Origin of the sequence: Arthrobacter sp. UYP6 (genome assembly GCF_040547315.1) — a bacterium.
Taxonomy (GTDB): Bacteria; Actinomycetota; Actinomycetes; order Actinomycetales; family Micrococcaceae; genus Arthrobacter_B.
In genome coordinates this window covers 84872-106130 of record NZ_JBEPPM010000005.1, presented here as the reverse complement: position 1 = coordinate 106130, position 21259 = coordinate 84872, and the positions used below count along the sequence as shown (strand labels likewise).

The following is a 21259-nucleotide window of genomic DNA, read 5'->3' as shown; positions in this document are numbered from 1 at the left end:
CACATCGTCACTGGACTAGCCTCTTAGACTGTGGGCCTCTTGTCAATCTCGGTATATTCTGATTCGACCGTGGGGAAGCCCGGCAGGCGTAGAACATGTAGGCGTAGAAAGAGGAAGTTATGCCCGGCAGCGGTGAAAGCAAGGGATTTACCCGGGTCTCAAGGCCTCGGCTGTATGAACGTCTGGTAGAGCAGCTTCTGGGCTATATTGCGTCCACTGGGTTGGGTCCGGGGGACCTGCTGCCCGCCGAACGGGAGCTGGCCGAGCGGATGGGGGTCTCCCGCGCCACGCTGGCTCAGGCCCTGGTGGCACTGGAGGTCCTCGGTGTCATTGACGTGCAGCACGGCACCGGGGCGGTGCTGGTGTACCGGCCAAGTGTTGCGTCCGTGCTGCGGGAACTGCGCGAGCACCGGGACCGGATGCCGGAGATCGTGGAAGCGCGCAGCACCCTGGAAGTGAAGCTGGCTGCGCTCGCAGCGGAGCGTCATACTCCCGGGGACCTTGCGGCCATGGACCTGGCACTGGAGGCGATGGCTGCGGAAATCGCCGGCGGAAGCCGCGGCACCACCGGGGACGAGCAGTTCCATCAGGCCGTTGCCTCAGCTGCGCACTCTTCCATCCTGGCCTCCATGATGACCTTCATCTCGGAGCTGGTGCGCGAGACCCGGCTGGCTTCCCTGGGGCAGCCGGGAAGGCCCGAGCAGTCATTGGAGTCGCACCGGGCCATTGTGGATGCCATCCGTTCGGCCAACCCGCGGGCGGCGGCGGAGGCCATGCAGGCGCATATCGATTTGGTGTCCGAGACTGAGATGTAGAGCAGGAAGGTCCGGGCAGAAGAAAAGAACCGCCGCAGAACTTGGATTCTAGGGGTCGTTGCAACACCTGTTGGCTAGGTGGTCAAAATAAGTCACGCATTCGCTCGGCTGGGGTTTCCCAGCCGAGCGTTTTGCGTGGACGCCCGTTGAGCTGCTGGGCGACGTGTTCCAAATCCTCAACGCTATGCACTGAGAGATCGGTGCCCTTGGGGAAGTACTGGCGCAGCAACCCGTTGGTGTTCTCGTTGGATCCGCGCTGCCAGGGATTGGCCGGATCACAGAAGTAAACATCCATGTCCGTGGCCACGCTGAAGGCCTTATGCGAGGCCGTCTCCGCGCCCTGATCCCAGGTGAGTGATCCGCGCAGGTGTCCGGGCAGGTTGGCCATGGTCCTGATGAGCCCGTCGCGCACGGTTTCGGCGGTGTGGTCCCCGTCGAGGTGGACAAGCATGACATAAGCGGGTGGTGCGTTCCACGAGGGTGGCGATCGCGGTCTGGTTCAGGGCACCGGTGATGAGGTCGCCCTCCCAGTGTCCCGGCACGGCACGGTCTTCCACTTCGGGCGGACGCTCGGAAATGTTGATCATCGGATCCCGGAACCGGTGAGTCCGTTTCTCCGGGTCGGTGCGTGCCTTCCGACGGGTCCGCCCGGACCGCAGCGCGGCCTGAACCTCGCGTTTAAGACCGCCGCGGGCCTGGAAGTACAGGCTTTGATAAATCGTTTCGGGGGCCACGCGCATCTCCGGGCTGTCGGGGAACTCGGTGAGCAGCCGGTTGCTGATTTGTTCCGTTGACCAGCATACGAGCAGTCCCTGCTTCACGAAGTCGCGCAGCTGACCGTCAAGGGCTACGTTCGGGCAGCGAGAGGTAGCGGGAACTGATCGGCTTCTGCAGCTGCGCCAAACCGGGAGACAGGGCCGGGGCAGCGGTGGTGGCGGGTGAAGTGAAGGTTGTCACTGCCTGTTTGTAGTCGAGGCCCCGCCCGTCAGGGTAAAAACGTTTGCCATTGGATCCGCGAACACCCTTGTCCCAGTCCTGCGCGGTCCGTAGATGAATCCCGACGGCCAACGCCGCTTCGCGCTGTGTCCGCCCGGAGGTGCGGAGCAGCCCGAACTCCGCGCGTCGGTCCATTCCGGGCTGCTTGGGCTTGAACTGGATCTTGTCTGTCTCCCGGTACCGGAGCCGCGCGGAGCTTTCCTTCTCTGTTGAATTCCTCGTTAAAGACGACACGGTCGTTGCAACTCCCAAAACTCTGGGTGTTGCAACGACCGCTAGAACCCGCCGAAGCGACGGTTCTTTTCTTGTGCCTGGATCAGGCGGACCTTAGACGCTAGGCGTCGCCGCCGGCGTTGCCGGAGGTTCCCGCGTTCACGTTGAGCAGGTCATACTTCTTGATCGCTTCAGCGGGCGCGCCCGCGTCGACTTCGCCGCGGCGGGCGAGCATTTCCAGGGTGCGGACCACCATGGAGTGCGAATCGATCTTGAAGTACCGCCGGGCCGCTGCCCGGGTGTCGGCGAACCCGAAGTCATCCGCGCCCAGGGTCGCGAACTCGTTGGGAACAAACTGCCGGATCTGGTCCGGCACGGCCTTCATATAATCCGTGGAAGCAACGATCGGTCCGGTGGCCCCGGCGAGCTGCTTGGTCACGAACGGCACGCGTGGCTCTGCATCCGGGTGCAGGAAGGATTCCTCCTCGGCGGCCAGGCCGTCGCGGCGCAGTTCGTTCCATGACGTCACGGACCACACATCGGCGGAAACCCCCCAGTCCTCGGCAAGGATCTGCTGGGCTTCCAACGCCCACGGCACGGCCACGCCGGAGGCGAGCAGCTGGGCGCGGGGGCCGTCGATCTTGGCCGGAGCCAGCAGGTAGATGCCCTTGATGATCCCTTCCACGTCCAGGTCCTCGGGAGCCTTGGGCTGCCGGATCGGCTCGTTGTAGACCATGATGTTGTAAATCACGTTCGGATCTTCCGAGTCCGGACCGTACATTTCCTCGAGGCCGCGACGCATGATGTGTCCGATCTCGTACCCGTACGCCGGGTCGTAGGTCTTCACCGCCGGGTTGGTGGAGGCCAGGATCGGGGAGTGTCCGTCGGCGTGCTGCAGGCCTTCACCGGTCAGGGTGGTGCGCCCTGCGGTCGCGGAGATCAGGAAGCCGCGGGCCATCTGGTCGGTGGCCGCCCAAATGTAGTCCGCGGTGCGCTGGAATCCGAACATCGAGTAGAACACGTAGACCGGAATCAGCGGTTCCCCGTGCGTGGCGTAGGAGGTTCCGGCAGCGGTGAATGCGGCAACGGACCCGCCCTCGTTGATACCCACATGCACGATCTGGCCCTGCGGGGATTCCTTGTAGGCCAGGACCAGGTCCCGGTCCACGGAGAGGTAGTTTTGTCCCTTGGGGTTGTAGATCTTCGCGGTGGGGAAGAAGGAGTCCATGCCGAAGGTCCGCGCCTCATCGGGGATGATCGGCACAATCCGCTTGCCGAATTCCTTATCCCGCATCAGGTCCTTGAGCAGGCGCACGAAGGCCATGGTGGTGGCCGCCATCTGCTTACCCGAGCCGCGGTTGGCCACTTCGTAGGCCTTCTCATCGGGCAGGTGCAGCGGCGCGTGCTTGACCCGGCGTTCGGGGACGTTACCGCCGAGCTCGCGCCGGCGCTCCAGCATGTACTTGATCTCCGGGGTGTCAGGGCCCGGGTTGTAGTACGGCGGCTGATACGGATCGGCTTCGAGCTGCTCGTCACTGATCGGGATCCGCAGGTGGTCCCGGAAGGCCTTCAGATCCTCCAGGGTCAGCTTCTTCATCTGGTGCGTGGCGTTACGGGCCTCGAAGTGGGTGCCCAGGCCGTAACCCTTGACCGTGTGAGCCAGAATGACGGTGGGCTTGCCCTTGAACTCGGTGGCAGCCTTGTACGCGGCGTAGACCTTGCGGTAGTCGTGGCCGCCGCGCTTGAGCTGCCAGATTTCCTCATCGGTGAGGTTGGCGACCAGTTCCTTGGTCTCGGGGGACTTGCCGAAGAAGTGATCGCGGATAAATCCGCCGTTCTCGGCCTTGTACGTCTGGTAGTCCCCGTCGAGGGTGGAGTTCATGATGTCCACCAGCGCCCCGTTGGGGTCCTTCTCCAGCAGGGAGTCCCACTCCCGGCCCCAGAGGACCTTGATGACGTTCCAGCCGGCACCGCGGAAAAACGCTTCCAGTTCCTGCATGATCTTGCCGTTGCCGCGCACCGGACCGTCCAGGCGCTGCAGGTTGCAGTTCACCACAAACGTGAGGTTATCGAGCTTGTCGTTGGCGGCGAGCTGGAGCAGGCCGCGGGATTCGGGCTCGTCCATTTCCCCGTCACCCAGGAAAGCCCAGACGTGCTGGTCCGAGGTGTCCTTGATGCCGCGGTTCTGCAGGTACCGGTTGGACTGGGCCTGGTAGATCGCGTTCATCGGGCCGATGCCCATGGACACGGTGGGGAATTCCCAGAAGTCCGGCATCGACCGCGGATGCGGGTAGGAGGACAGGGCGTGTCCCTCGCGGGACTTCTCCTGCCGGAACCCGTCCATGTCTTCCTCGGACAGCCGGCCCTCAAGGAAGGCACGCGCGTACATGCCCGGGGAGGCGTGGCCCTGGAAGTAAATCTGGTCTCCGCCGCCGGGATGGTCCTTGCCGCGGAAGAAGTGGTTCATGCCCACTTCATACAGGGTTGCGGCACCGGCGTAGGTGGAAATGTGTCCGCCCACCCCGATGCCCGGGCGCTGGGCGCGGTGGACCATGATCGCCGCGTTCCAGCGCAGCCAGGCACGGTACCGGCGTTCGACTTCCTCATCACCGGGGAACTCGGGTTCCTGATCCACCGGGATGGTGTTCACGTAGTCGGTGGTGGTGACCATGGGCACGCCCACTGACTGCGCACCGGCGCGCTGGAGCAGCGAACGCATAATGTATTGGGCTCTTTCGGTGCCCTGGGAACGGATCAGTTCATCCAGCGACTGCATCCATTCTGCGGTCTCCTCGGGGTCACGGTCCGGGAGCTGGTTGGTCAACCCGCTCAGGATGTCCGTTGTGTCTTCTGCGGCCACGGCAAACCTCTCTCATGTACAGATTGTGTCTGCACCAATTACGTCTGTGGGGATCCGGTTATTCTTCCGGACGATCACGTGGCTGTGCGGATGCTGATTGCCTCCGGAGCCTCTTCTCACCACTCTAGTCCCGACGGCTCAGACTTGCGTAGCCCGTTCGCTTCCGGCTATCAGCAGCCGGCCCCGGTTCAGTCCGAAGGCGCGTGTGCCCTCCGACCTGCAGGTAAGTCCGCGCACGCCGGTACACGGCCCGGTAGCCTTGAAGGTTGCAGGTAAAAGGTGTTGGCTTGTGTCCCAGACACCACATCTCGTCCAAATATGTGATTCCCTTGTATTTATGCAGTCAACCAGGAGGAGTGAAGTGAGCGAGGCCGAAGCCGTCACGGAAAAGAACGTGGTGGGAAGATTGGGTTTCAAAGACCAAGACCTGATTCAGGAATTCGGCTACGACGAGGACGTCGATTTTGACCTCCGCGACGGCCTCGAGGACCTGGTGGGGAGCGAGCTCCTAACGGAAGAGGACCACGACGTCGTAGACGGAGTCATCCTCTGGTGGCGCGCCGACGACGGAGACCTCGTGGATGCGCTCGTGGATTCCATTACTACGCTCGACGACGGCGGAGTCGTCTGGGTTTTGACGCCCAAGTCCGGGCGGGACGGCTACGTTCCTCCCGCTGATATCGAAGAAGCCGCACCCACAGCCGGCCTACACGTCACCACCTCCCCGGCAGTGAGCAGCGACTGGGCTGCCACCCGCCTGGTTGCCCGCCGCAAGAAGTAGCGGGTTTGGAGCGGGAGGCCTCTGCGGCAGCCGCCACGCAGTATCCGGCGCCGGACTTTGAGCTCCCCAATCAATTTGGGGAGCCGGTCCGGCTCGCGGACCTCGCGGGCGCCCCGGCTCTTGTGATCTTTTTTCCCTTCGCGTTTTCGGGCGTGTGTACCGGGGAGCTCGATGAAATCCAGGGTGCACGCGAGGAGTTTCAGCGCGCGGGAGTACGCCTCCTGGCGGTCTCCTGCGACTCCAAATATTCCCTTCGCGCCTACGCACAGGCCCGTGGCTACACGTTCGACCTGCTCGCAGACTTTTGGCCCCACGGCCGGGTGGCGGACGCCTACGGGGCATTCGACAGCGAACTCGGCCGCCCCGTTCGGGCGTCCTTCATTATCGATGAAGCCGGCAGGGTCAGGGCAGAGGTGCGCTCGGGTGCGGGATCACCCCGCCCGCTGCAGGCCTACCGCGATGCGTTGAAGGAGCTGGCTTCCGAATGACCAACACATCCCCGCAGTCTGCCGGGCCGGAACAGCCGGGAGCATCCCGGCCCGGTCTGGGACTCACCGGATTTGTCCGGTCGGATCCAGTTCCCTCGGCACCGCCGCCCACGCCTGCCGAGGAGCAGCAGCTGCGCCGGTCCGTTGAGCTGCTGGCCCGCCGCCGGCTCGCCGTCCTGACCGGAGCCGGCATGAGTACCGACTCCGGGATACCCGACTACCGCGGTCCGGAAGCGCCGCCGCGGAATCCCATGACATACCAGGAGTTCGTGGGAGACCCTGACCTGCGGCGACGCTACTGGGCGAGGAACCATGTGGGCTGGCACCACCTGCGTCAGGCGGCACCCAATGCCGGCCACGCCGCCGTCGCCCGTTTGGAGCGCAGGGGGTTGACCACCGGTCTGATCACGCAGAATGTGGACCGGCTGCACACCGACGCCGGCAGTGCGCTGGTCGTGGACCTGCACGGACGCTTTGACCGCGTGCTGTGCCTGCAATGCCGAACACGCTTTTCCCGAGAGACAATTTCCCGGCTGCTGGAAGACCTCAATCCCGGTTTCCTGGAACGCACCCGGCTCGACGGCGATATTGCCCCCGATGCCGACGCAGATGTGGCGGACACCGAAGACTTTGTCGTTGCCGACTGTCCGGTATGCGGCGGAATGCTCAAACCGGATTTCGTCTATTTTGGCGAGAACGTGCCCCGGGACCGCGTAGCTGCCGCTTTTGCCATGCTCAACGCCGCCGACGCGCTTCTGGTGGCAGGATCCTCGCTGACAGTGATGAGCGGGCTGCGGTTCGTCAAGCACGCACACAAGACGGGTAAACCGGTGGTCATCATCAACCGGGGGCCCACCCGCGGGGACGAACTGGCGGACCTGAAAATAGATGCAGGAGTGGCGACGGCGCTTGAATACCTTGCGGCCGAGCTTCCGGATTTGCCGCACACCTTCGGCGCCCAAATAGCGGGGAACAGGGCTAATTAGGCAATATGCCCAAACGTCCGGTAAAGTAATTCCTCGTGATGCGGCGCTGATCAGGGAAACCTGAAAGGCATAACGGTCACAAAGGGTCTTTAGCTCAGCTGGTAGAGCGCCACGTTTACACCGTGGATGTCATCGGTTCGATCCCGGTAGGACCCACCAAAGAGGTGTAACACGAAGCCCCGCTGTCCGATTCCGGACGGCGGGGCTTTGTGCTGTTCGGAGTGCTTAGCTCAGGGCATCTTCCAGCCGGTCCCGCGTAGGCAGGGTGCCCGGCGCCAGATAGGCATCGAGGCTGTCGTCCATCGCCTGAATCCAGGGAGTGTGATGCTGCTCGGCCATGGTGCCGGTGATCACTGAACGGTGCACGCCGTCACGGTAGCCCATGATGTCCCGCTCCTTGTCCCGCATCCACGCCTTGAACAGCTCCGAGACGGCGTCCAGGTCAAAGTCGGGGTAGTCGGTGCGGGCCATGAGATCGCGGACATAGGCACTTTGGAAATCGGCGCCGTCGTCGTGCGTAACCAGAGCATCCTGCGCCGCGAGCCAGCCGGCAATGTCCCCGGCACGCAGCTCTGCGGCCGGCACCTCGATACGGCCCAAGATAACGTCGCGGGCGTACCAGGCCTGCGCGTCGAACATGTTGAACGTGTAGTACTGGTCCTGCATGCCCAGGTAGATCAGGTTCGGATTGTCCTGCCAGAGAACGCCCTTGTAGAGGTTCCCCGGATACAGGACGTTGGCACAGACCAGGGAGAGTTCCGAGGGCAGGAACGGAAACGTGTGGCGGTATCCGGTGCAGAGCACCACGGCGTCCACCTCCTTGCTGGAGCCGTCCAGGAAGTGCGCGGTGCTGCCGTCGAAGCTGGTGACCAGCGGACGTTCCTCGATCCCCGCCGGCCAGTCGTAGCCCAGCTTGTGGCTGCGGTAGCTGATGGTGACGGAAGCTGCGCCCATCTTGTGGGCCTGTGAGCCGATGTCCTCGGCCGAGTAGCTGCTGCCGATCATGAGCACGCTGCGGCCGGCGAAGCGCTCTGCGCCGCGGAAGTCATGTGCATGCAGGACCTCGCCGGGGAAGGTGTTGATCCCCTCAAATTCCGGGACGACGGGGCTGGAGAAGTGTCCGATAGCGATGACGAGCTTGTCGAAGATATGAGTTTCAGTGCCGCCGGTGATGAGGTCTTCGACCTGCACCGTGAACTCGGTCCGCTCTTCATCCCAGGAAACCCACCGTGCCACGGTGTTGAAGCGGACGTACTTCCGCACGTCGCTCTTTTCAACCCTGCCCTTGATGTAGTCGAAAAGCACCTCGCGCGGAGGATAGGAGGAAATGGGGCGGCCGAAGTGTTCGTCAAAGCTGTAGTCCGCGAATTCCAGGCATTCCTTCGGCCCGTTGGACCACAGGTGGCGGTACATGCTGGAGTGGGCCGGTTCGCCGGCACCGTCCAGACCTGAGCGCCAGCTGTAATTCCACTGGCCGCCCCAGTCCGACTGTTTTTCGAAGCAGACAATGTCCGGAACGTCCGCGCCGAGCGCGCGGGCCGATTCGAAAGCGCGCAGCTGTGCCATGCCGCTGGGCCCGGCTCCGATGATTCCTACCCGTTGTGTCATTTGTCTCCTCAGATCGTGGGCCCCGATGCTGCGGCGAAGAGTTCCGGGTCCGGAAAGGACAGGGATAAGCGGCACGCAGCCGCGCAAACGTCAACAGCGCCGGGACTCCGGCGCAGCTGTGCATCAGAAGGAAGCGGAAGTGCAGCGCCCGGATTCAATCCGTCAGGAGAAAGGGCGGCAAATCATTCCGGTCATTCGGCAGGAACTTGTTAAAATGGTGTTCCGGCATAGTTTGCGTACAGCCGGCCCGGGACCCGATGGGCCAGCCGGCCGTCCTGTAACCGAATCAGGTTCCACAGGTGAAGTCAAAGCCGGCCGTCGGTAGCCAGCCGAAACCGGATACGGCGCGGGGCCCGCGTATTCTGCTGTAGGCCCTTTCATGACATTAGCCGCAGGGCGGCAGCGGCAGCCCTGAATCCGGGCGGCGGGCCGGAGGGTCACCCAGTTCCCTAACAGCGTTACCTGCTAATGCTGAACTAGCGGCAACAGATGTTCGGGGAGCCGGGCAGCAGCCGGGGCACCGGCGCCGAATCGATACCAAGCCAGCACCGGCAGCAGAGAAGGAACAGGGGGTGCAGACATGCATAAGGCCTTTAAACGCCCATTCTTACGGCACACGCTGGCGGCAGGCGCAGCGCTGCTGCTTCCGCTCGCGGCAGGGTGCACGGCACCGCCGGCCGCGGACAGTGTTCCCACCACCATCGAAGCTCCCTCGGAAGCCGCTGGGCCCGATTCCCTGCCGGCACCGGAATCCGACCTGCTCAACGCCGCCATGAACGAGTACTCGGACACCGTAGATGCTGACTTTTCCGCCGCCGTGTACGAGCGCACTACGGGCCGCGTCTGGTACTACAACGCCGAGGGCAGCTATCTTGAGGCCAGCCTGGTCAAGGTTCCCATCCTGCTGACACTGCTGCGCCAAGCATCGGACGAGGAACGGGGGCTGACCCTTGAAGAGGAATACCTTGCGGTCATGATGATCGAATACAGCGACAACGACGCCACCACGGCGCTCTATGAAGCTGTGGGGGGAGCCCCGGAACTCGCCCGGACCTATGAACTGCTCGGCGTCACCGAGACCGACGCCACGGAAATCTGGGGGGCCAATGACACCGACGTCGAGGACCAGCTTGAGATAGCCCGTGCGGTCCTGGAGGGAGTGGACTGGATCAACGCCGATCTGCAGGCCTTCGCCGTGGAGCTCATGGAGAACGTGGAATCCGGCCAAAGCTGGGGGATCAGCGCAGGGGTCTCCGAGCTCGGAGCGGAGATTGCGTTGAAAAACGGCTGGCTGCAGGATGATGACTTCTCCTGGAACGTCGGCAGCATGGGCTTTGTCCGCGCCGACGGCGCCGAGTATGCCGTGGTGGTGCTGACCTCCGGCACCGAGACGATGGAAGACGGTGTGTCCGTGGTGGAGCAGGTGGCCGGGATCATCAACTCCTTCGAGGCCACCGGCACGCCCGGCACCGGAGACACAGAGACTCCCATGTGGCGGGCAGAGCGCTCGGAAGCATAGGCTGAAGGGTAAAGACGGCGGGTGAGCGCCGATCGCCGTGCCCCATGGCTGGGGCACCCGAAGAATTCTGGAGAGAACTTGAGCGCACAAATTGGTGTTACCGGCCTGGCCGTCATGGGAGCAAACCTGGCCCGAAACCTGGCCCGGAACGGCTACACCGTAGCCCTTCACAACCGGTCCATCGAAAAGACGGACGCGCTGTTGTCCGCGCACGGCGATGAAGGGGACTTCATCCGCACCGAGTCCCTGCAGGAACTTGTTGACTCCCTGGAGAAGCCCCGCCGAGTCCTGATCATGGTCAAGGCCGGCGCTCCGGTGGACTCTGTCATCGACCAGCTCGTGCCGCTGCTGGAAGCCGGCGACATTGTGATCGACGCCGGCAACTCGCACTACGAGGACACCCGCCGCCGCGAGGCCGCCCTGGCGGAAAAGGACCTGCACTTTGTGGGCGTCGGGGTATCCGGCGGCGAGGAAGGCGCCCTGCTGGGGCCGTCCATCATGCCCGGCGGCTCACGCGAATCCTACGACTCCCTGGGTCCCATGCTGGAGAAGATTGCCGCAAAGTACGACGGCGAGCCCTGCTGCAGCTGGATTGGCACCGACGGTGCCGGCCACTTTGTGAAGATGGTTCACAACGGGATCGAATACGCGGACATGCAGGTCATCGGCGAGGCCTACGACCTGCTGCGTTCGGCTGCGGGCATTGAGCCGGCCGAACAGGCCAAGATCTTCACGGAATGGAACACCGGACAGCTCAGTTCGTTCCTGATTGAAATCACTGCCGAAGTCCTGGCACACACGGACCCGAAGACCGGAAAGCCGTTTGTCGACGTCGTTGTGGATTCTGCCGGGCAGAAGGGCACCGGACGCTGGACGGTGGTCTCCGGCCTGGACCTGGGCTCGCCCGTCTCCGCCATCGCCGAGTCCGTCTTTGCCCGCGCGCTGTCCTCCCAGCGCGGCCAGCGCGCTGAAGCGCAGGAGATCCTTGCCGGCGGTGAAGCCACCGTGGAGCTGCCGGAGACCTTCGTGGAAGATGTCCGCCAGGCTCTGTACGCTTCCAAGCTCGTCAGCTACGCCCAGGGCATCGACATGCTCAACAGCGCCGCCAAAGAATACGGCTGGGACCTGAAGCTGGACCAGATCGCTTCGCTGTGGCGCGCCGGCTGCATCATCCGGGCAGAACTGCTCGATGACATCATGAAGGCCTATGCGGGCGACCAGGCTCCGGCCAACCTGCTGCTGGCTCCGGCCTTCGCCGAGTCCATCGCCGCCGCCCTGCCGGCCTGGCGCCGCGTGGTGTCCGTGGCAGTCCAGTTGGGCATTCCCGTGCCCGTCTTCAGCTCTTCCCTGGCCTACTACGACGGACTGCGCCGCAAGCGCCTGCCCGCCGCGCTGACCCAGGGCCTGCGCGACCTCTTCGGCGCCCACACGTACAACCGCGTGGACACCGAGGGCACCTTCCACACGATGTGGGGCGGGGACCACTCCGAGGTTGAGGCAGTGGACACCCACTAGCACCTGCTGAGCAACACAAAAGGCCGCCGGCACCTCTGGAATCCAAGAGGTGCCGGCGGCCTTTTACGTGCTGAGCTCAGGCGGACATCAAATGTAGATGGCAGGATCGATATATTCGGCCGGGTCCACGGCCGCCTGAGTCTCCTTGACCTGGCGGTGCCGCCAGCGGGCCGGAATCCCCGTGATGATGGAATCGGCCGGAGCATCCTTGACCACCACGGCATTGGCGCCCACGGCGCTGTTCTTTCCGATGGTCACCGGGCCCAGGATCTTCGCGCCCGCACCCACCGTGACACCGTCACAGATGGTGGGGTGGCGCTTGATCCGGGCCAGGGAGCGGCCGCCCAGGGTCACTCCGTGATAAAGCATGACGTCGTTGCCGATCTCCGCGGTCTCACCGATCACCACGCCCATTCCGTGGTCGATGAAGAAGCGACGGCCGATCGTCGCTCCGGGGTGGATCTCGATCCCGGTGGCAAAACGGGTCAGCTGAGAAAGCACCCGGGCCGGGAAACGCAACCCCGGCCGGGCCCACATCCGGTGGGTCAGCCGGTGCATCCAGATAGCGTGCAGCCCCGAATAGACCACAACGTTCTCAAGGGAACCGCGCGCGGCCGGGTCATGGGAGGCAGCGGCATCGAGGTCTTCACGCAGGCGTGCAAAGAAGCTCACAGAGGACTTTCTGATCGGGCGGATCCGGGCGGGACCCGTGGATGGTGCGGGGATCAGCCCCGGATGTCGTCGTAGAGAACGGTGGAGATGTACCGCTCGCCGAAGTCACAGACGATGGCGACAATCAGCTTACCGGCGTTCTCCGGGCGTTTGGCGAGTTCCAGGGCTGCCCAGACGATTGCTCCGGAAGAGATGCCGCCGAGAATACCCTCTTGGGTGCCCAGAGCGCGGGCGGTGGCCACGGAGTCCTCGATCGAGGCGTCGATGACCTCGTCGTAGATCTCCGTGTCCAGTACCTCGGGGACAAAGTTGGCGCCCAGGCCCTGGATCTTGTGCGGACCGGGGGAGCCGCCGTTGAGGATGGCCGAATCCTTGGGCTCGACGGCGACAATCTGCACGCCGGGCTTGCGCTTCTTCAGGACCTGTCCCACGCCTGTAACGGTGCCTCCGGTGCCGACGCCGGCCACGAAGATATCAATCTTGCCGTCGGTGTCTTCCCAGATTTCCTCGGCCGTGGTCAGGCGGTGGATCTCGGGGTTGGCGGCGTTGGCGAACTGCTGGGCCCAGATGGCGTTCTCGGTGGTGGCCACGATTTCCTTGGCCTTGTCCACGGCGCCGCGCATGCCTTCGGAGCCGGGCGTCAGGACAATTTCCGCGCCGTAGGCGCGGAGCATGACACGCCGTTCGGTGGACATGGTCTCGGGCATGGTGAGGATGACCTTGTAGCCGCGGGCTGCGCCCACCATGGCCAGGGCAATGCCCGTGTTGCCGGAGGTGCCCTCGACGATCGTGCCGCCGGGCTTGAGCGCGCCGGCCTTCTCGGCGGCGTCAACGATGGCCACGCCAATACGGTCTTTCACGCTGTTGGCGGGGTTGTAGAACTCCAGCTTGACTGCCACCTCGGCGTCCAGGCCTTCGGTCAGGCGGTTCAACCGCACCAGCGGGGTGCCGCCGACCAGCTGCGTGACGTCGTCGTAAATCCGTGCCATGGTTTGTCCTCTATCCGTTGGAATGTCTGTGAAGAAGTGGGGTGGCCGCGAACTGAGCCGCCGGGAATTACACGCAGCTAGCCCGCTCCAGCTTATCCGTCTGCATCTGGGCAGGTCAGTTGTCAAGCCATTCGGCGTAATATTTCCGCGCCTTGGCGAGCTTGGGATTGATGATCACCTGGCAGTAGCCCTGTTCCGGGTGCTTGGCATAGAAGTCCTGGTGGTACTCCTCCGCCACGTGGAACTGCGGCAGCGGCGAGATTTCCGTCACGATCGGGTTGTCCCAATGTGACTGGGCCCGGTCCCGCGCCTTCTCGAATTCCTCGCGTTCGGTCTCGTTCGTGTAGAACATCGAAGAGCGGTATTGGGTGCCGACGTCGTACCCCTGCCGGTTGAGCGTGGTGGGGTCGTGGGAGATGAAGAACATGTCCAGGATCACTTCGCCCGGAATAATGTCCTCGTCAAAAGTCACGGCAACAACCTCGGCATGCCCGGTGGTGCCGGAACAGACGCTGTCGTAGTCCGGATGCGCGGTGTGCCCGCCGGTGTAACCGGAAACGACTTCGGTGACGCCGCGGGTCTTCTGATAAAGGGCGTCAAGGCACCAAAAGCAGCCTCCGCCAAGTACATAGGTCTTCATACCCTCTATCAATGCATGCGCGGCCGTATTGATTCCCTGCCCCCCGATGGAGTCCCAATCCGCAGGAGCGGTACGGCGCGGCCGAATTGAGCGCGGCAAATCTAGCGGGTACAACTGAAACTATGGATACAGACAAGCCCGCCGAAGGCAGCGAACCGGCGGCACCGGGAACGGACCCGGGGACCCGGGCCGGCGCCACCTCCGTTCCTACCCTCGGCGATGTCCTGCTGGCAGCGGAGGAACTCTGGCCGGAGGCCCTGGCTGAAGGCTGGGACGCCGTCGGCCTGGTGGCCGGACGGCCCTTCCATACGGTCGAGCGGATCCTCTTTGCCGTGGACCCCACCTCAGAGGTCATCGATGAAGCCCTTGAATGGGGTGCGGACCTGCTGCTGACCCATCATCCGCTGTTCCTGAAGCCCGTCCATTCGGTGGCCGGCACGGGCTTCAAAGGTGATGTTGTTCACCGCCTGATCGAGGGCGGCTGCGCCCTGCTGACGGTGCACACCAATGGTGACAGCGCCGTGGGCGGCGTCTCCGATGTGCTGGCCGACGCGTTTGGCCTGGAACAGGTGGAGCCCCTGGTGCCGGCCGAAGACGGCCTGCCCGAGGAAGGCATTGGACGGGTGGGGGAGCTGCCCAAGGCCACCACGCTGGCTGACTTCGCCAAGCTGGTCTTCAGCATCCTGCCGGCGGTGGCCGGCGGCGTCCGCGTGGCGGGGGACCCGCACGGTCTGGTTCGGCGCGTAGCGGTGTGCGGCGGTGCCGGAGACAGCCTTTTTGACGCCGTCCGCCGCCACCAGGCTGACGTTTACGTCACAGCCGACCTGCGCCACCACCCTGCATCCGAGGCCCGTGAATCCGCTGTGAACGGGCGCCCATACCTGATCGATGTCTCCCATTTCGGCAGCGAATGGCTGTGGTTGACTCCCGCAGCCAATGCCCTGGAGAACGTTCTCAACGATCAGGGTTTCAGTGCGGAGATTCGGATCAGCGGCACCAACACTGATCCGTGGGACTTTGTGCTGACGCCCGGGCTGAACTGACCTGCGCCCTTGGCATAGGCTAGGGGGAAGAACCGGGCCAGGTGGTCCGGTCATAGGTGGAGGTTTTTCGGTGGCAAAAGCATCGTCGGCGGAGCAGCTGCGGCTGCTCGATTTGCAGGCTCTGGACAGTACGGTCCGTAAACTCCGGAACCGGGCTCGCAGCGTCAGCGACAACTCGGCCATTGCGGATCTTGCCCTGCAGCGGGCTGCTGCGCAGAGCCGGCTTGTGGCAGCTTCCACCGAGGCCGCCGACATCACGCGTGAGCTGACCCGCGCAGAAGCAGACGTAGCTTCCGTGGCGGCGCGTGTTGACCGCAACCAGCAGCATCTGGACAGCGGCAAGGGAACCTCCAAGGAACTCACCTCGCTGCAGAGCGAAATGGAGTCGCTGAAGCGGCGCCGCTCTGATCTGGAGGATGTGGAGTTGGAGGTCATGGAGCGTCTGGAGGCCGCCAAAGCCGTTGAGGACCAGTCCCGGGAAGCAGTAGCCGCACTTGACGCCGAGATGGCGGGGCTGGAGGAAAAGCGCGACGCCGAACTGGCTGAAATCGAAGCGGAACGCCGCGCCGTTGTTGCCAGCCGCGACGAACTGGCCGCCACCTTTGAGCCCGCTCTGCTTGCCGTCTACGAAAAGACGCTGACCAAGCACGGCATCGGCGCCGCCCGTCTGTTCAACGGCACTTCGGAGGGCTCCGGCATGCAGTTGAGTCCGGGCGACCTGGCCGACATCCGCCGCGCCGCCGAGGACGACATTGTCTTTTGCCCCGATTCCGGCTGCATCCTGGTACGTTCCGATGAGTGGAGCAGCTGAGAAGTGACTCTGTTTGACCCGTCCGACGCCCCCGCCGAATCTTCCGGGAGCGCCGGGACATCCCCGCACGCGCCTCGGCGCACGCTGATTGTGGAGGCCGACGGCGGCTCCCGGGGCAACCCCGGGCACGCCGGGTACGGTGCGCTGGTGCGTGATCCGGACACCGGAATGATTCTGGCTGAAAAAGCGCAGTACATCGGCAAAGCCTCCAACAATGTGGCCGAATACTCCGGCCTGGTGGCGGCGCTGGAAATGGCGCACGAGATAGATCCGGACTGCTGGATCCTCGCCAAGATGGATTCCAAGCTGGTGGTCGAGCAAATGAGCGGCCGCTGGAAGATCAAGCATGAGGACATGCAGAAGCTGGCTGCCAAGGCCCGGGGGATCGTCAACCCGCGCCGGGTCAAGTACCAGTGGATTCCCCGTGAACTGAACAAGGACGCCGACAGGCTGTCCAACGAAGCAATGGACGCCGGCATGGCCGGAGTTCCCTGGGTCCAGAAGGGCGGCGCCGGCGTAACCCGGTCCGCCCCGGCAGCAGCAGAGGCGGAGCAGGCGCCTGCGCCCGCACCGGACCCGGTGCCCGCCGGCCGGCTGCATCACACGGAACTGTGGGTCCGGGACTTTGCCGGTGCAAAAACCTCGCTGGGCTGGCTGCTGGAGCGGCTGGGATACCTGCGCGCGGACAGCTGGAAAACCGGTGCCCGGTGGCAGGGAGCGGACAGCTACATTGTCATTGAAGCCGGTCCGGATGTGCTGGACGCCGCCCATGAGCGGCGGCGGCCGGGCCTGAACCATCTGGCCTTCAGCGCCGGATCGCGGGCCGACGTCGACGTGCTGGCCAGGCGGGCCGCAAGCCACGGATGGACGCTGCTCTTCGCCGACCGCCATCCGCATGCCGGCGGTCCGGAGCATTATGCCGCGTATCTGGAAAACGGTGAGGGCTTCGAGGTGGAGCTGGTGGCCGAAGACTAGCAGCGGCTAGCCGGGCTGCAGTTAGCCGGGCAGAATGATGTTCAGCTGGAATGGCTTGCGAGCGGTGGCCGGAACCAATTCGGCGTGCCATTTTTCCTGCGTGGCGGCGAGCAGCTGCTCGGGAGTCTGCGGCTCGGCACCGGCGCGGCTCAGCAGGTGCCGGGCGAGCTCCCCGCGGGTGTGCTTGGCAAAGTGGGAGACTACGGTGCGTTTGCCGTTGCGCACCTGGAACACGTTCACTGCGGCTGCCCGGGCGGGGTCCGGCGACCACGCAGCGGCATACGTGCTGGACCGGCAGTCCACCACCAGCTGTTCCGCGGCATGCTCAGCCAGGACGGGCGCTAGATGTTCTTTCCAGAACGACGCCAGCTTGCCGGTTTCCGGTAGTTTCGCTGCCATGGACAGGCGGTAGGCCGGAATCGGGTCACTGAATCCCAGGGCACCCCACAGTCCGGAGATGACGACGACGGCGTCGTCGGCCCTGCGCTGCAGGGCGGGGGTCAGCGTGGCGTAGCCCAGGGCGTCATACAGGACTCCGGTGTAGATGCGGTGGGCTTCGGCGCATGGCTGGTCCTGCAGGACGGTGTTGCGGTGGATTTCCGCGGCCAGGGATGGACCGACGCCGAGGACAGTGTGCGCGTCGGCGGCGGCACTCACCTCTGCCAGGGTGGCGAGGACCTGTTTACGGGCATCATTCAGTTCAGGGAAATGCAGCTGGTCGGGGTCAAAGGCCGGGCCGGACGCGGCAGGGGTTTTTCCTTCGGAAGGCGGTAGCAGAATCAACACCAATTAATCCTACGCGAGCTCCTGAGGCCGTCCTACAGGCAGCCTCAGTGGACGGACGAATCCGAACAGCGGGCCGGAGACGGTAACATTGAGGCTGGACGGGTTGGCTAGGCGATCGCGTTGGTTCTTTTTTAAAGAGCCGCCGAGGAAAGTCCGGGCTCCGCAGAGCAGGGTGGTGGGTAACACCCACTCGGGGAAACCCGCAGGCCAGTGCCACAGAAAAGAAACCGCCTTTGGACGGTGATCCGCAGGGAACACCGTCTTTCGGTAAGGGTGAAAAGGTGGTGTAAGAGACCACCAGCGTTCCGGGTGACCGGAACGGCTAGGTAAACCCCACCCGGAGCAAGGCCATACAGGACGCGTTTGAGGGCTGCTCGCCCGATGCGTTCGGGTAGGCCGCTTGAGGGCGCCGGCAACGGCGTTCCTAGATGGATGATTGCCGCCTCCGGCCCGGTAACGGACCGGAGATACAAAACCCGGCTTATCGGCCAGCCCGTCCCTCTTAGTTTTCCTGCGTTCTTGTTCCTCCACCGGATGGTTCCGGCAATAGTGTCAGGAACTCTAACGCTGTTTTTCCGCAGGATTTGCACAATCAGGCTGTCGGCGCCCCTTGGGCAGAGGCCCCGGGGTTAGTCTGTGGCAATGTCCAGGATTACGACAAAACCGCGGCCGCTGGTGCTCCGCAATGCGAATTTCCGCGCATTGTGGATTTCTTCGACGGCCGGAATCTTCGGCACCTCCGTTGCAGCCGTGGCGCTTCCCCTCATTGCGGCCGTGGAGCTGGACGCCTCCGACTTTGCTGTGGCTGCCCTCTCGGGCATGGGGTTTCTGCCCTGGCTGCTGTTCGGCCTGCCGATTGGCGTCCTGGTTGACCGCTTCCGCCGCAAACCCGTGGTGATGATCGCCCTGGTTCTGCGGATCGTCGTATTGATGTCGCTGCCGGTGGCGTTTTGGATGGACCGGCTGACCGTTCTCCAGCTCTTTGTGGTGTCCTTCCTCTCCGGCCTGGCCGCCGTCTTTTCCATGCTGGCCGAATCCGCCCTCGTTCCCCGGGCCGTGAAGCGCGAAGAGCTGATTGAAGGCAACGGCCTGATGACCGGCTCGGCCGCCTCGGCCGACGCTGTGGGGCGGGGCCTGGGCGGCTGGCTGACCGGGGCCTGGGGGGCTTCGAACTCGCTGCTGCTGCAGGTGGGGGCCTCCGTGGCGTCCCTCGTCTCCGTGGCCACTCTGAAGGTGCAGGAAACTCCTGCCGCCCGCCCGGCGGGGAGCCGGATATTCGGCGACATGGTGCAGGGGCTCCGGTACAGCTTCAGCACCGCTCCGCTGCGGGCCATCCTGCTTGTCGGGGCGCTGTGGAACCTGGGCGGGGCCATTGTGGTCTCACTCATGGTCATCCTCGTGGTGCGGACGCTGGGGGAGTCGGGGGCAATGCTCGGGTTCCTGACTGCTTCAACCGCACTGGGCGGCACCCTGGGCGGCCTCACGGTAAAACGGGTCACACAGCGGCTGGGCTCGGGCACCGTGTGGCGTTTCTCGATGCTGCCGGCAGCGGCCGGGTATGCCAGCCTGCTCCTGATGACCCCGGGCTGGGGCATGGTTCCCGGCTTCATCGGATTGTTTCTGGCCGGATATGCCATTTCCATGAACGTGGTGGTCTCCACCAGTTTCCGCCAACGGGTCTGCCCTCCCCAGATGCTGGGACGTCTGGGATCGGCCTCACGAATGGTGACCTGGGGCATGCTGGCCATTGCCGGAGTCATCGCCGGGCTGCTCGTGGACGCGCTGGGTATCCGCGGTGCGATTCTCACCGGCCTGGCCATCGCGTTCCTGGCACCGGCAGTGGCTGCGTTAGGCCCGCTGCGGGGGATCAAAAGCCTGGAAGATCTGGAGCCGGAACCGTCGGAGGAATCCCTCGAGTCCCGCTAGAATCCCCCGTGTGACAAACGTCTCGCTCAACAAACAGGCGTGAGGAGTGTGCCCTAATACACTTAGGGGGACGACCAACCGGCACAAAGCAGTGCCGGCTGAGAAAAGGATGTGTTGATCTTGACCCAGTTCTCCGATGCCTGCCTTGATACCTGGATGGACCGTGAGGCCCTCGCGGAGGCAATGATTCCGCTGATCGGGCGGCTGTACCGGGAAAACAGTGTGGTTACCTCGGTCTATGGACGCCCGCTGGTAAACCGTTCCGTCATCGACATCCTCAAGGCACACCGCTTTGCGCGGCAGATCGATGAAGTTGAATTGCCGGTCTCGGACACATTCCCGCTGCTTCAGGCACTGACCGAACTGGAACTGGGGGCCGCGTCCATCGACCTGGCCAGGCTGAGCCTGAAGTACAAGTCCGAGGGTGCCGGTATGGACCTGGTGGAGTTCCTGCGCGGCGAGTTGGTCGATGTGGTGGGCCGGCACGGCGCTGACGACCGCACAAGCACCGACGTCGTACTCTACGGCTTTGGCCGGATCGGCCGCCTGCTGGCCCGTATCCTCATTGACCATGCCGGCGGCGGCCAGGGGCTGCGGCTGCGTGCCATCGTGGTCCGCAAGGGAGCGGAGAATGACCTGGTGAAGCGGGCGTCCCTGCTGCGCCGCGACTCCGTGCACGGTGCCTTCGACGGAACCATCACCGTGGATGAGGAGAACAACACCATCCTCGCCAACGGCACGCTGATCCAGGTCATCTACTCGAATGATCCGGCCACCGTGGACTACACGGCTTTTGGTATCCGCGACGCAGTAGTGGTGGACAACACCGGACGCTGGCGCGACGAGGAAGGGCTGTCCCAGCATCTGGCTGCCAAGGGTGTCTCGAGGGTACTGCTCACCGCCCCCGGCAAGGGCAGCCTCAAGAACATCGTCCACGGCATCAACCACGAATCGATTACCGATGCGGACCGGATTGTCACGGCGGCTTCCTGTACCACCAACGCCATCACCCCGGTCCTGAAGGTGCTCAATGACAAGTTCGGCATCATCCACGGGCATGTGGAAACGGTGCACTCGTTCACCAATGACCAGAACCTCATCGACAACTTCCATAAGGGGGACCGGCGCGGCCGTTCGGCTGCGCTGAACATGGTCATCACCGAGACCGGCGCCGCCAAGGCCGTGGCGAAGGCGCTGCCGGAACTGGCCGGGAAGCTCAGCGGAAACGCCATCCGCGTGCCCACCCCGGACGTTTCCATGGCCATCCTTAACCTGAACTTCGAGAGCGCGACCACCAAGGAAGAGATCAACACCTTCCTGCGGGAGACGTCGCTGAACTCGGACCTGCACAAGCAGATCGATTACATCGATTCGCCGGAGGTTGTGTCCACCGACTTCGTAGGCTCCAAGCGCGCCGGCATCGTGGACGGGCTGGCCACCATTTCCAACGGGAAGAACGCCGTCCTTTACGTCTGGTACGACAACGAGTTTGGCTACAGCTGCCAGGTCATCCGCGTGCTGGAGGAAATGGCGCATGTGAATCCGCCGGCCTTCCCGCGCGTCCAGGAACTGGCTGCCTCGCTCTAGTCCCGCGAAATAGCAGAAGGTGCACTTCCCGGCTCTGGGAAGCGCACCT

Annotated in this window: 18 protein-coding genes, 1 tRNA gene, 1 other RNA gene and 1 pseudogene; 13 read left to right on the top strand and 8 right to left on the bottom strand. The window is 64.0% G+C overall.

The window, feature by feature from the left end; translation table 11 throughout:
* Window positions 1-119: 119 nt before the first annotated feature.
* Window positions 120-815 carry a FadR/GntR family transcriptional regulator gene (locus ABIB35_RS05960; protein WP_354179721.1) on the top strand — a complete coding sequence of 232 codons (696 nt, stop codon included), beginning with the start codon at window positions 120-122 and terminating at the stop codon, window positions 813-815.
* An 82-nt stretch (window positions 816-897) separates the two neighbouring features.
* Here ABIB35_RS05960 and ABIB35_RS05955 read toward each other — a convergent pair.
* The 3 genes and pseudogenes from ABIB35_RS05955 to aceE all read right to left on the bottom strand — a co-directional run.
* Window positions 898-1612 (bottom strand): annotated as a pseudogene (locus ABIB35_RS05955) (IS30 family transposase); the annotation flags it as partial.
* 43 nt (window positions 1613-1655) lie between these two features.
* Complete coding sequence (locus tag ABIB35_RS05950) at window positions 1656-1946, bottom strand: hypothetical protein (RefSeq protein ID WP_354179719.1); 291 nt, start codon at window positions 1944-1946, stop codon at window positions 1656-1658.
* A 199-nt stretch (window positions 1947-2145) separates the two neighbouring features.
* On the bottom strand, window positions 2146-4884 hold the full coding sequence (aceE, locus tag ABIB35_RS05945; protein WP_354179717.1) for a pyruvate dehydrogenase (acetyl-transferring), homodimeric type: 2739 nt from the start codon (window positions 4882-4884) through the stop codon (window positions 2146-2148).
* 361 nt (window positions 4885-5245) lie between these two features.
* On the opposite strand from aceE, the gene ABIB35_RS05940 reads away from it, so the two are divergent.
* From ABIB35_RS05940 to ABIB35_RS05925, 4 genes are all read left to right on the top strand, one after another.
* Entirely contained in the window at window positions 5246-5665 is a 420-nt protein-coding gene (locus ABIB35_RS05940) for a DUF3052 domain-containing protein (RefSeq protein ID WP_354179715.1), read from the top strand.
* 5 nt (window positions 5666-5670) lie between these two features.
* Complete coding sequence (locus ABIB35_RS05935) at window positions 5671-6153, top strand: peroxiredoxin (protein ID WP_354179714.1); 483 nt, start codon at window positions 5671-5673, stop codon at window positions 6151-6153.
* On the top strand, window positions 6150-7139 hold the full coding sequence (locus tag ABIB35_RS05930) for an NAD-dependent protein deacetylase (RefSeq protein ID WP_354179712.1): 990 nt from the start codon (window positions 6150-6152) through the stop codon (window positions 7137-7139). The genes ABIB35_RS05935 and ABIB35_RS05930 overlap by 4 nt, the downstream gene beginning before the upstream one ends.
* A gap of 83 nt (window positions 7140-7222) precedes the next feature.
* Window positions 7223-7298: transfer RNA gene (locus ABIB35_RS05925), tRNA-Val, on the top strand.
* Window positions 7299-7364: 66 nt separating this feature from the next.
* Here the strand turns inward: ABIB35_RS05925 and ABIB35_RS05920 are convergent.
* Entirely contained in the window at window positions 7365-8747 is a 1383-nt protein-coding gene (locus tag ABIB35_RS05920; protein ID WP_354179711.1) for a trimethylamine monooxygenase, read from the bottom strand.
* Between the two features lie 580 nt (window positions 8748-9327).
* On the opposite strand from ABIB35_RS05920, the gene ABIB35_RS05915 reads away from it, so the two are divergent.
* Entirely contained in the window at window positions 9328-10266 is a 939-nt protein-coding gene (locus ABIB35_RS05915) for a serine hydrolase (protein WP_354179710.1), read from the top strand.
* A gap of 78 nt (window positions 10267-10344) precedes the next feature.
* Window positions 10345-11781 (top strand): NADP-dependent phosphogluconate dehydrogenase, encoded by a 1437-nt coding sequence (gene gnd / locus ABIB35_RS05910; RefSeq protein ID WP_354179709.1) that lies wholly within the window; start codon window positions 10345-10347, stop codon window positions 11779-11781.
* A gap of 87 nt (window positions 11782-11868) precedes the next feature.
* On the opposite strand, the gene epsC is transcribed toward gnd, so the two are convergent.
* The 3 genes from epsC to msrA form a co-directional block, all read right to left on the bottom strand.
* Window positions 11869-12453 carry a serine O-acetyltransferase EpsC gene (gene epsC / locus ABIB35_RS05905; protein ID WP_354179707.1) on the bottom strand — a complete coding sequence of 195 codons (585 nt, stop codon included), beginning with the start codon at window positions 12451-12453 and terminating at the stop codon, window positions 11869-11871.
* A gap of 53 nt (window positions 12454-12506) precedes the next feature.
* Window positions 12507-13442 carry a cysteine synthase A gene (gene cysK / locus ABIB35_RS05900; RefSeq protein ID WP_354179705.1) on the bottom strand — a complete coding sequence of 312 codons (936 nt, stop codon included), beginning with the start codon at window positions 13440-13442 and terminating at the stop codon, window positions 12507-12509.
* A 115-nt stretch (window positions 13443-13557) separates the two neighbouring features.
* A complete protein-coding gene (msrA, locus tag ABIB35_RS05895) occupies window positions 13558-14082 on the bottom strand; it encodes a peptide-methionine (S)-S-oxide reductase MsrA (protein WP_354179703.1) in 525 nt (174 codons plus the stop codon).
* Window positions 14083-14204: 122 nt separating this feature from the next.
* Here msrA and ABIB35_RS05890 point away from each other — a divergent pair, with 122 nt between their 5' ends.
* The 3 genes from ABIB35_RS05890 to ABIB35_RS05880 all read left to right on the top strand — a co-directional run bounded on the left by ABIB35_RS05890 (window position 14205) and on the right by ABIB35_RS05880 (window position 16911).
* Complete coding sequence (locus tag ABIB35_RS05890; protein WP_354179701.1) at window positions 14205-15125, top strand: Nif3-like dinuclear metal center hexameric protein; 921 nt, start codon at window positions 14205-14207, stop codon at window positions 15123-15125.
* A gap of 70 nt (window positions 15126-15195) precedes the next feature.
* Window positions 15196-15936, top strand: coding sequence for a zinc ribbon domain-containing protein (locus ABIB35_RS05885; protein WP_354179700.1), 741 nt, complete (start codon window positions 15196-15198; stop codon window positions 15934-15936).
* A 3-nt stretch (window positions 15937-15939) separates the two neighbouring features.
* A complete protein-coding gene (locus ABIB35_RS05880) occupies window positions 15940-16911 on the top strand; it encodes a reverse transcriptase-like protein (protein ID WP_354179698.1) in 972 nt (323 codons plus the stop codon).
* Between the two features lie 21 nt (window positions 16912-16932).
* On the opposite strand, the gene ABIB35_RS05875 is transcribed toward ABIB35_RS05880, so the two are convergent.
* Window positions 16933-17697 carry a YaaA family protein gene (locus ABIB35_RS05875; protein ID WP_354179696.1) on the bottom strand — a complete coding sequence of 255 codons (765 nt, stop codon included), beginning with the start codon at window positions 17695-17697 and terminating at the stop codon, window positions 16933-16935.
* A 99-nt stretch (window positions 17698-17796) separates the two neighbouring features.
* On the opposite strand from ABIB35_RS05875, the gene rnpB reads away from it, so the two are divergent.
* From rnpB to ABIB35_RS05860, 3 genes are all read left to right on the top strand, one after another.
* An RNA gene (gene rnpB / locus ABIB35_RS05870) (RNase P RNA component class A) lies at window positions 17797-18197 on the top strand.
* Window positions 18198-18339: 142 nt separating this feature from the next.
* Window positions 18340-19623, top strand: coding sequence for an MFS transporter (locus ABIB35_RS05865; protein ID WP_354179695.1), 1284 nt, complete (start codon window positions 18340-18342; stop codon window positions 19621-19623).
* A 120-nt stretch (window positions 19624-19743) separates the two neighbouring features.
* The gene (locus tag ABIB35_RS05860) at window positions 19744-21210 is read left to right on the top strand and encodes a glyceraldehyde-3-phosphate dehydrogenase (protein WP_354179694.1); all 1467 of its coding nucleotides are present in this window, start codon (window positions 19744-19746) and stop codon (window positions 21208-21210) included.
* The last annotated feature ends 49 nt before the right edge of the window (window positions 21211-21259 follow it).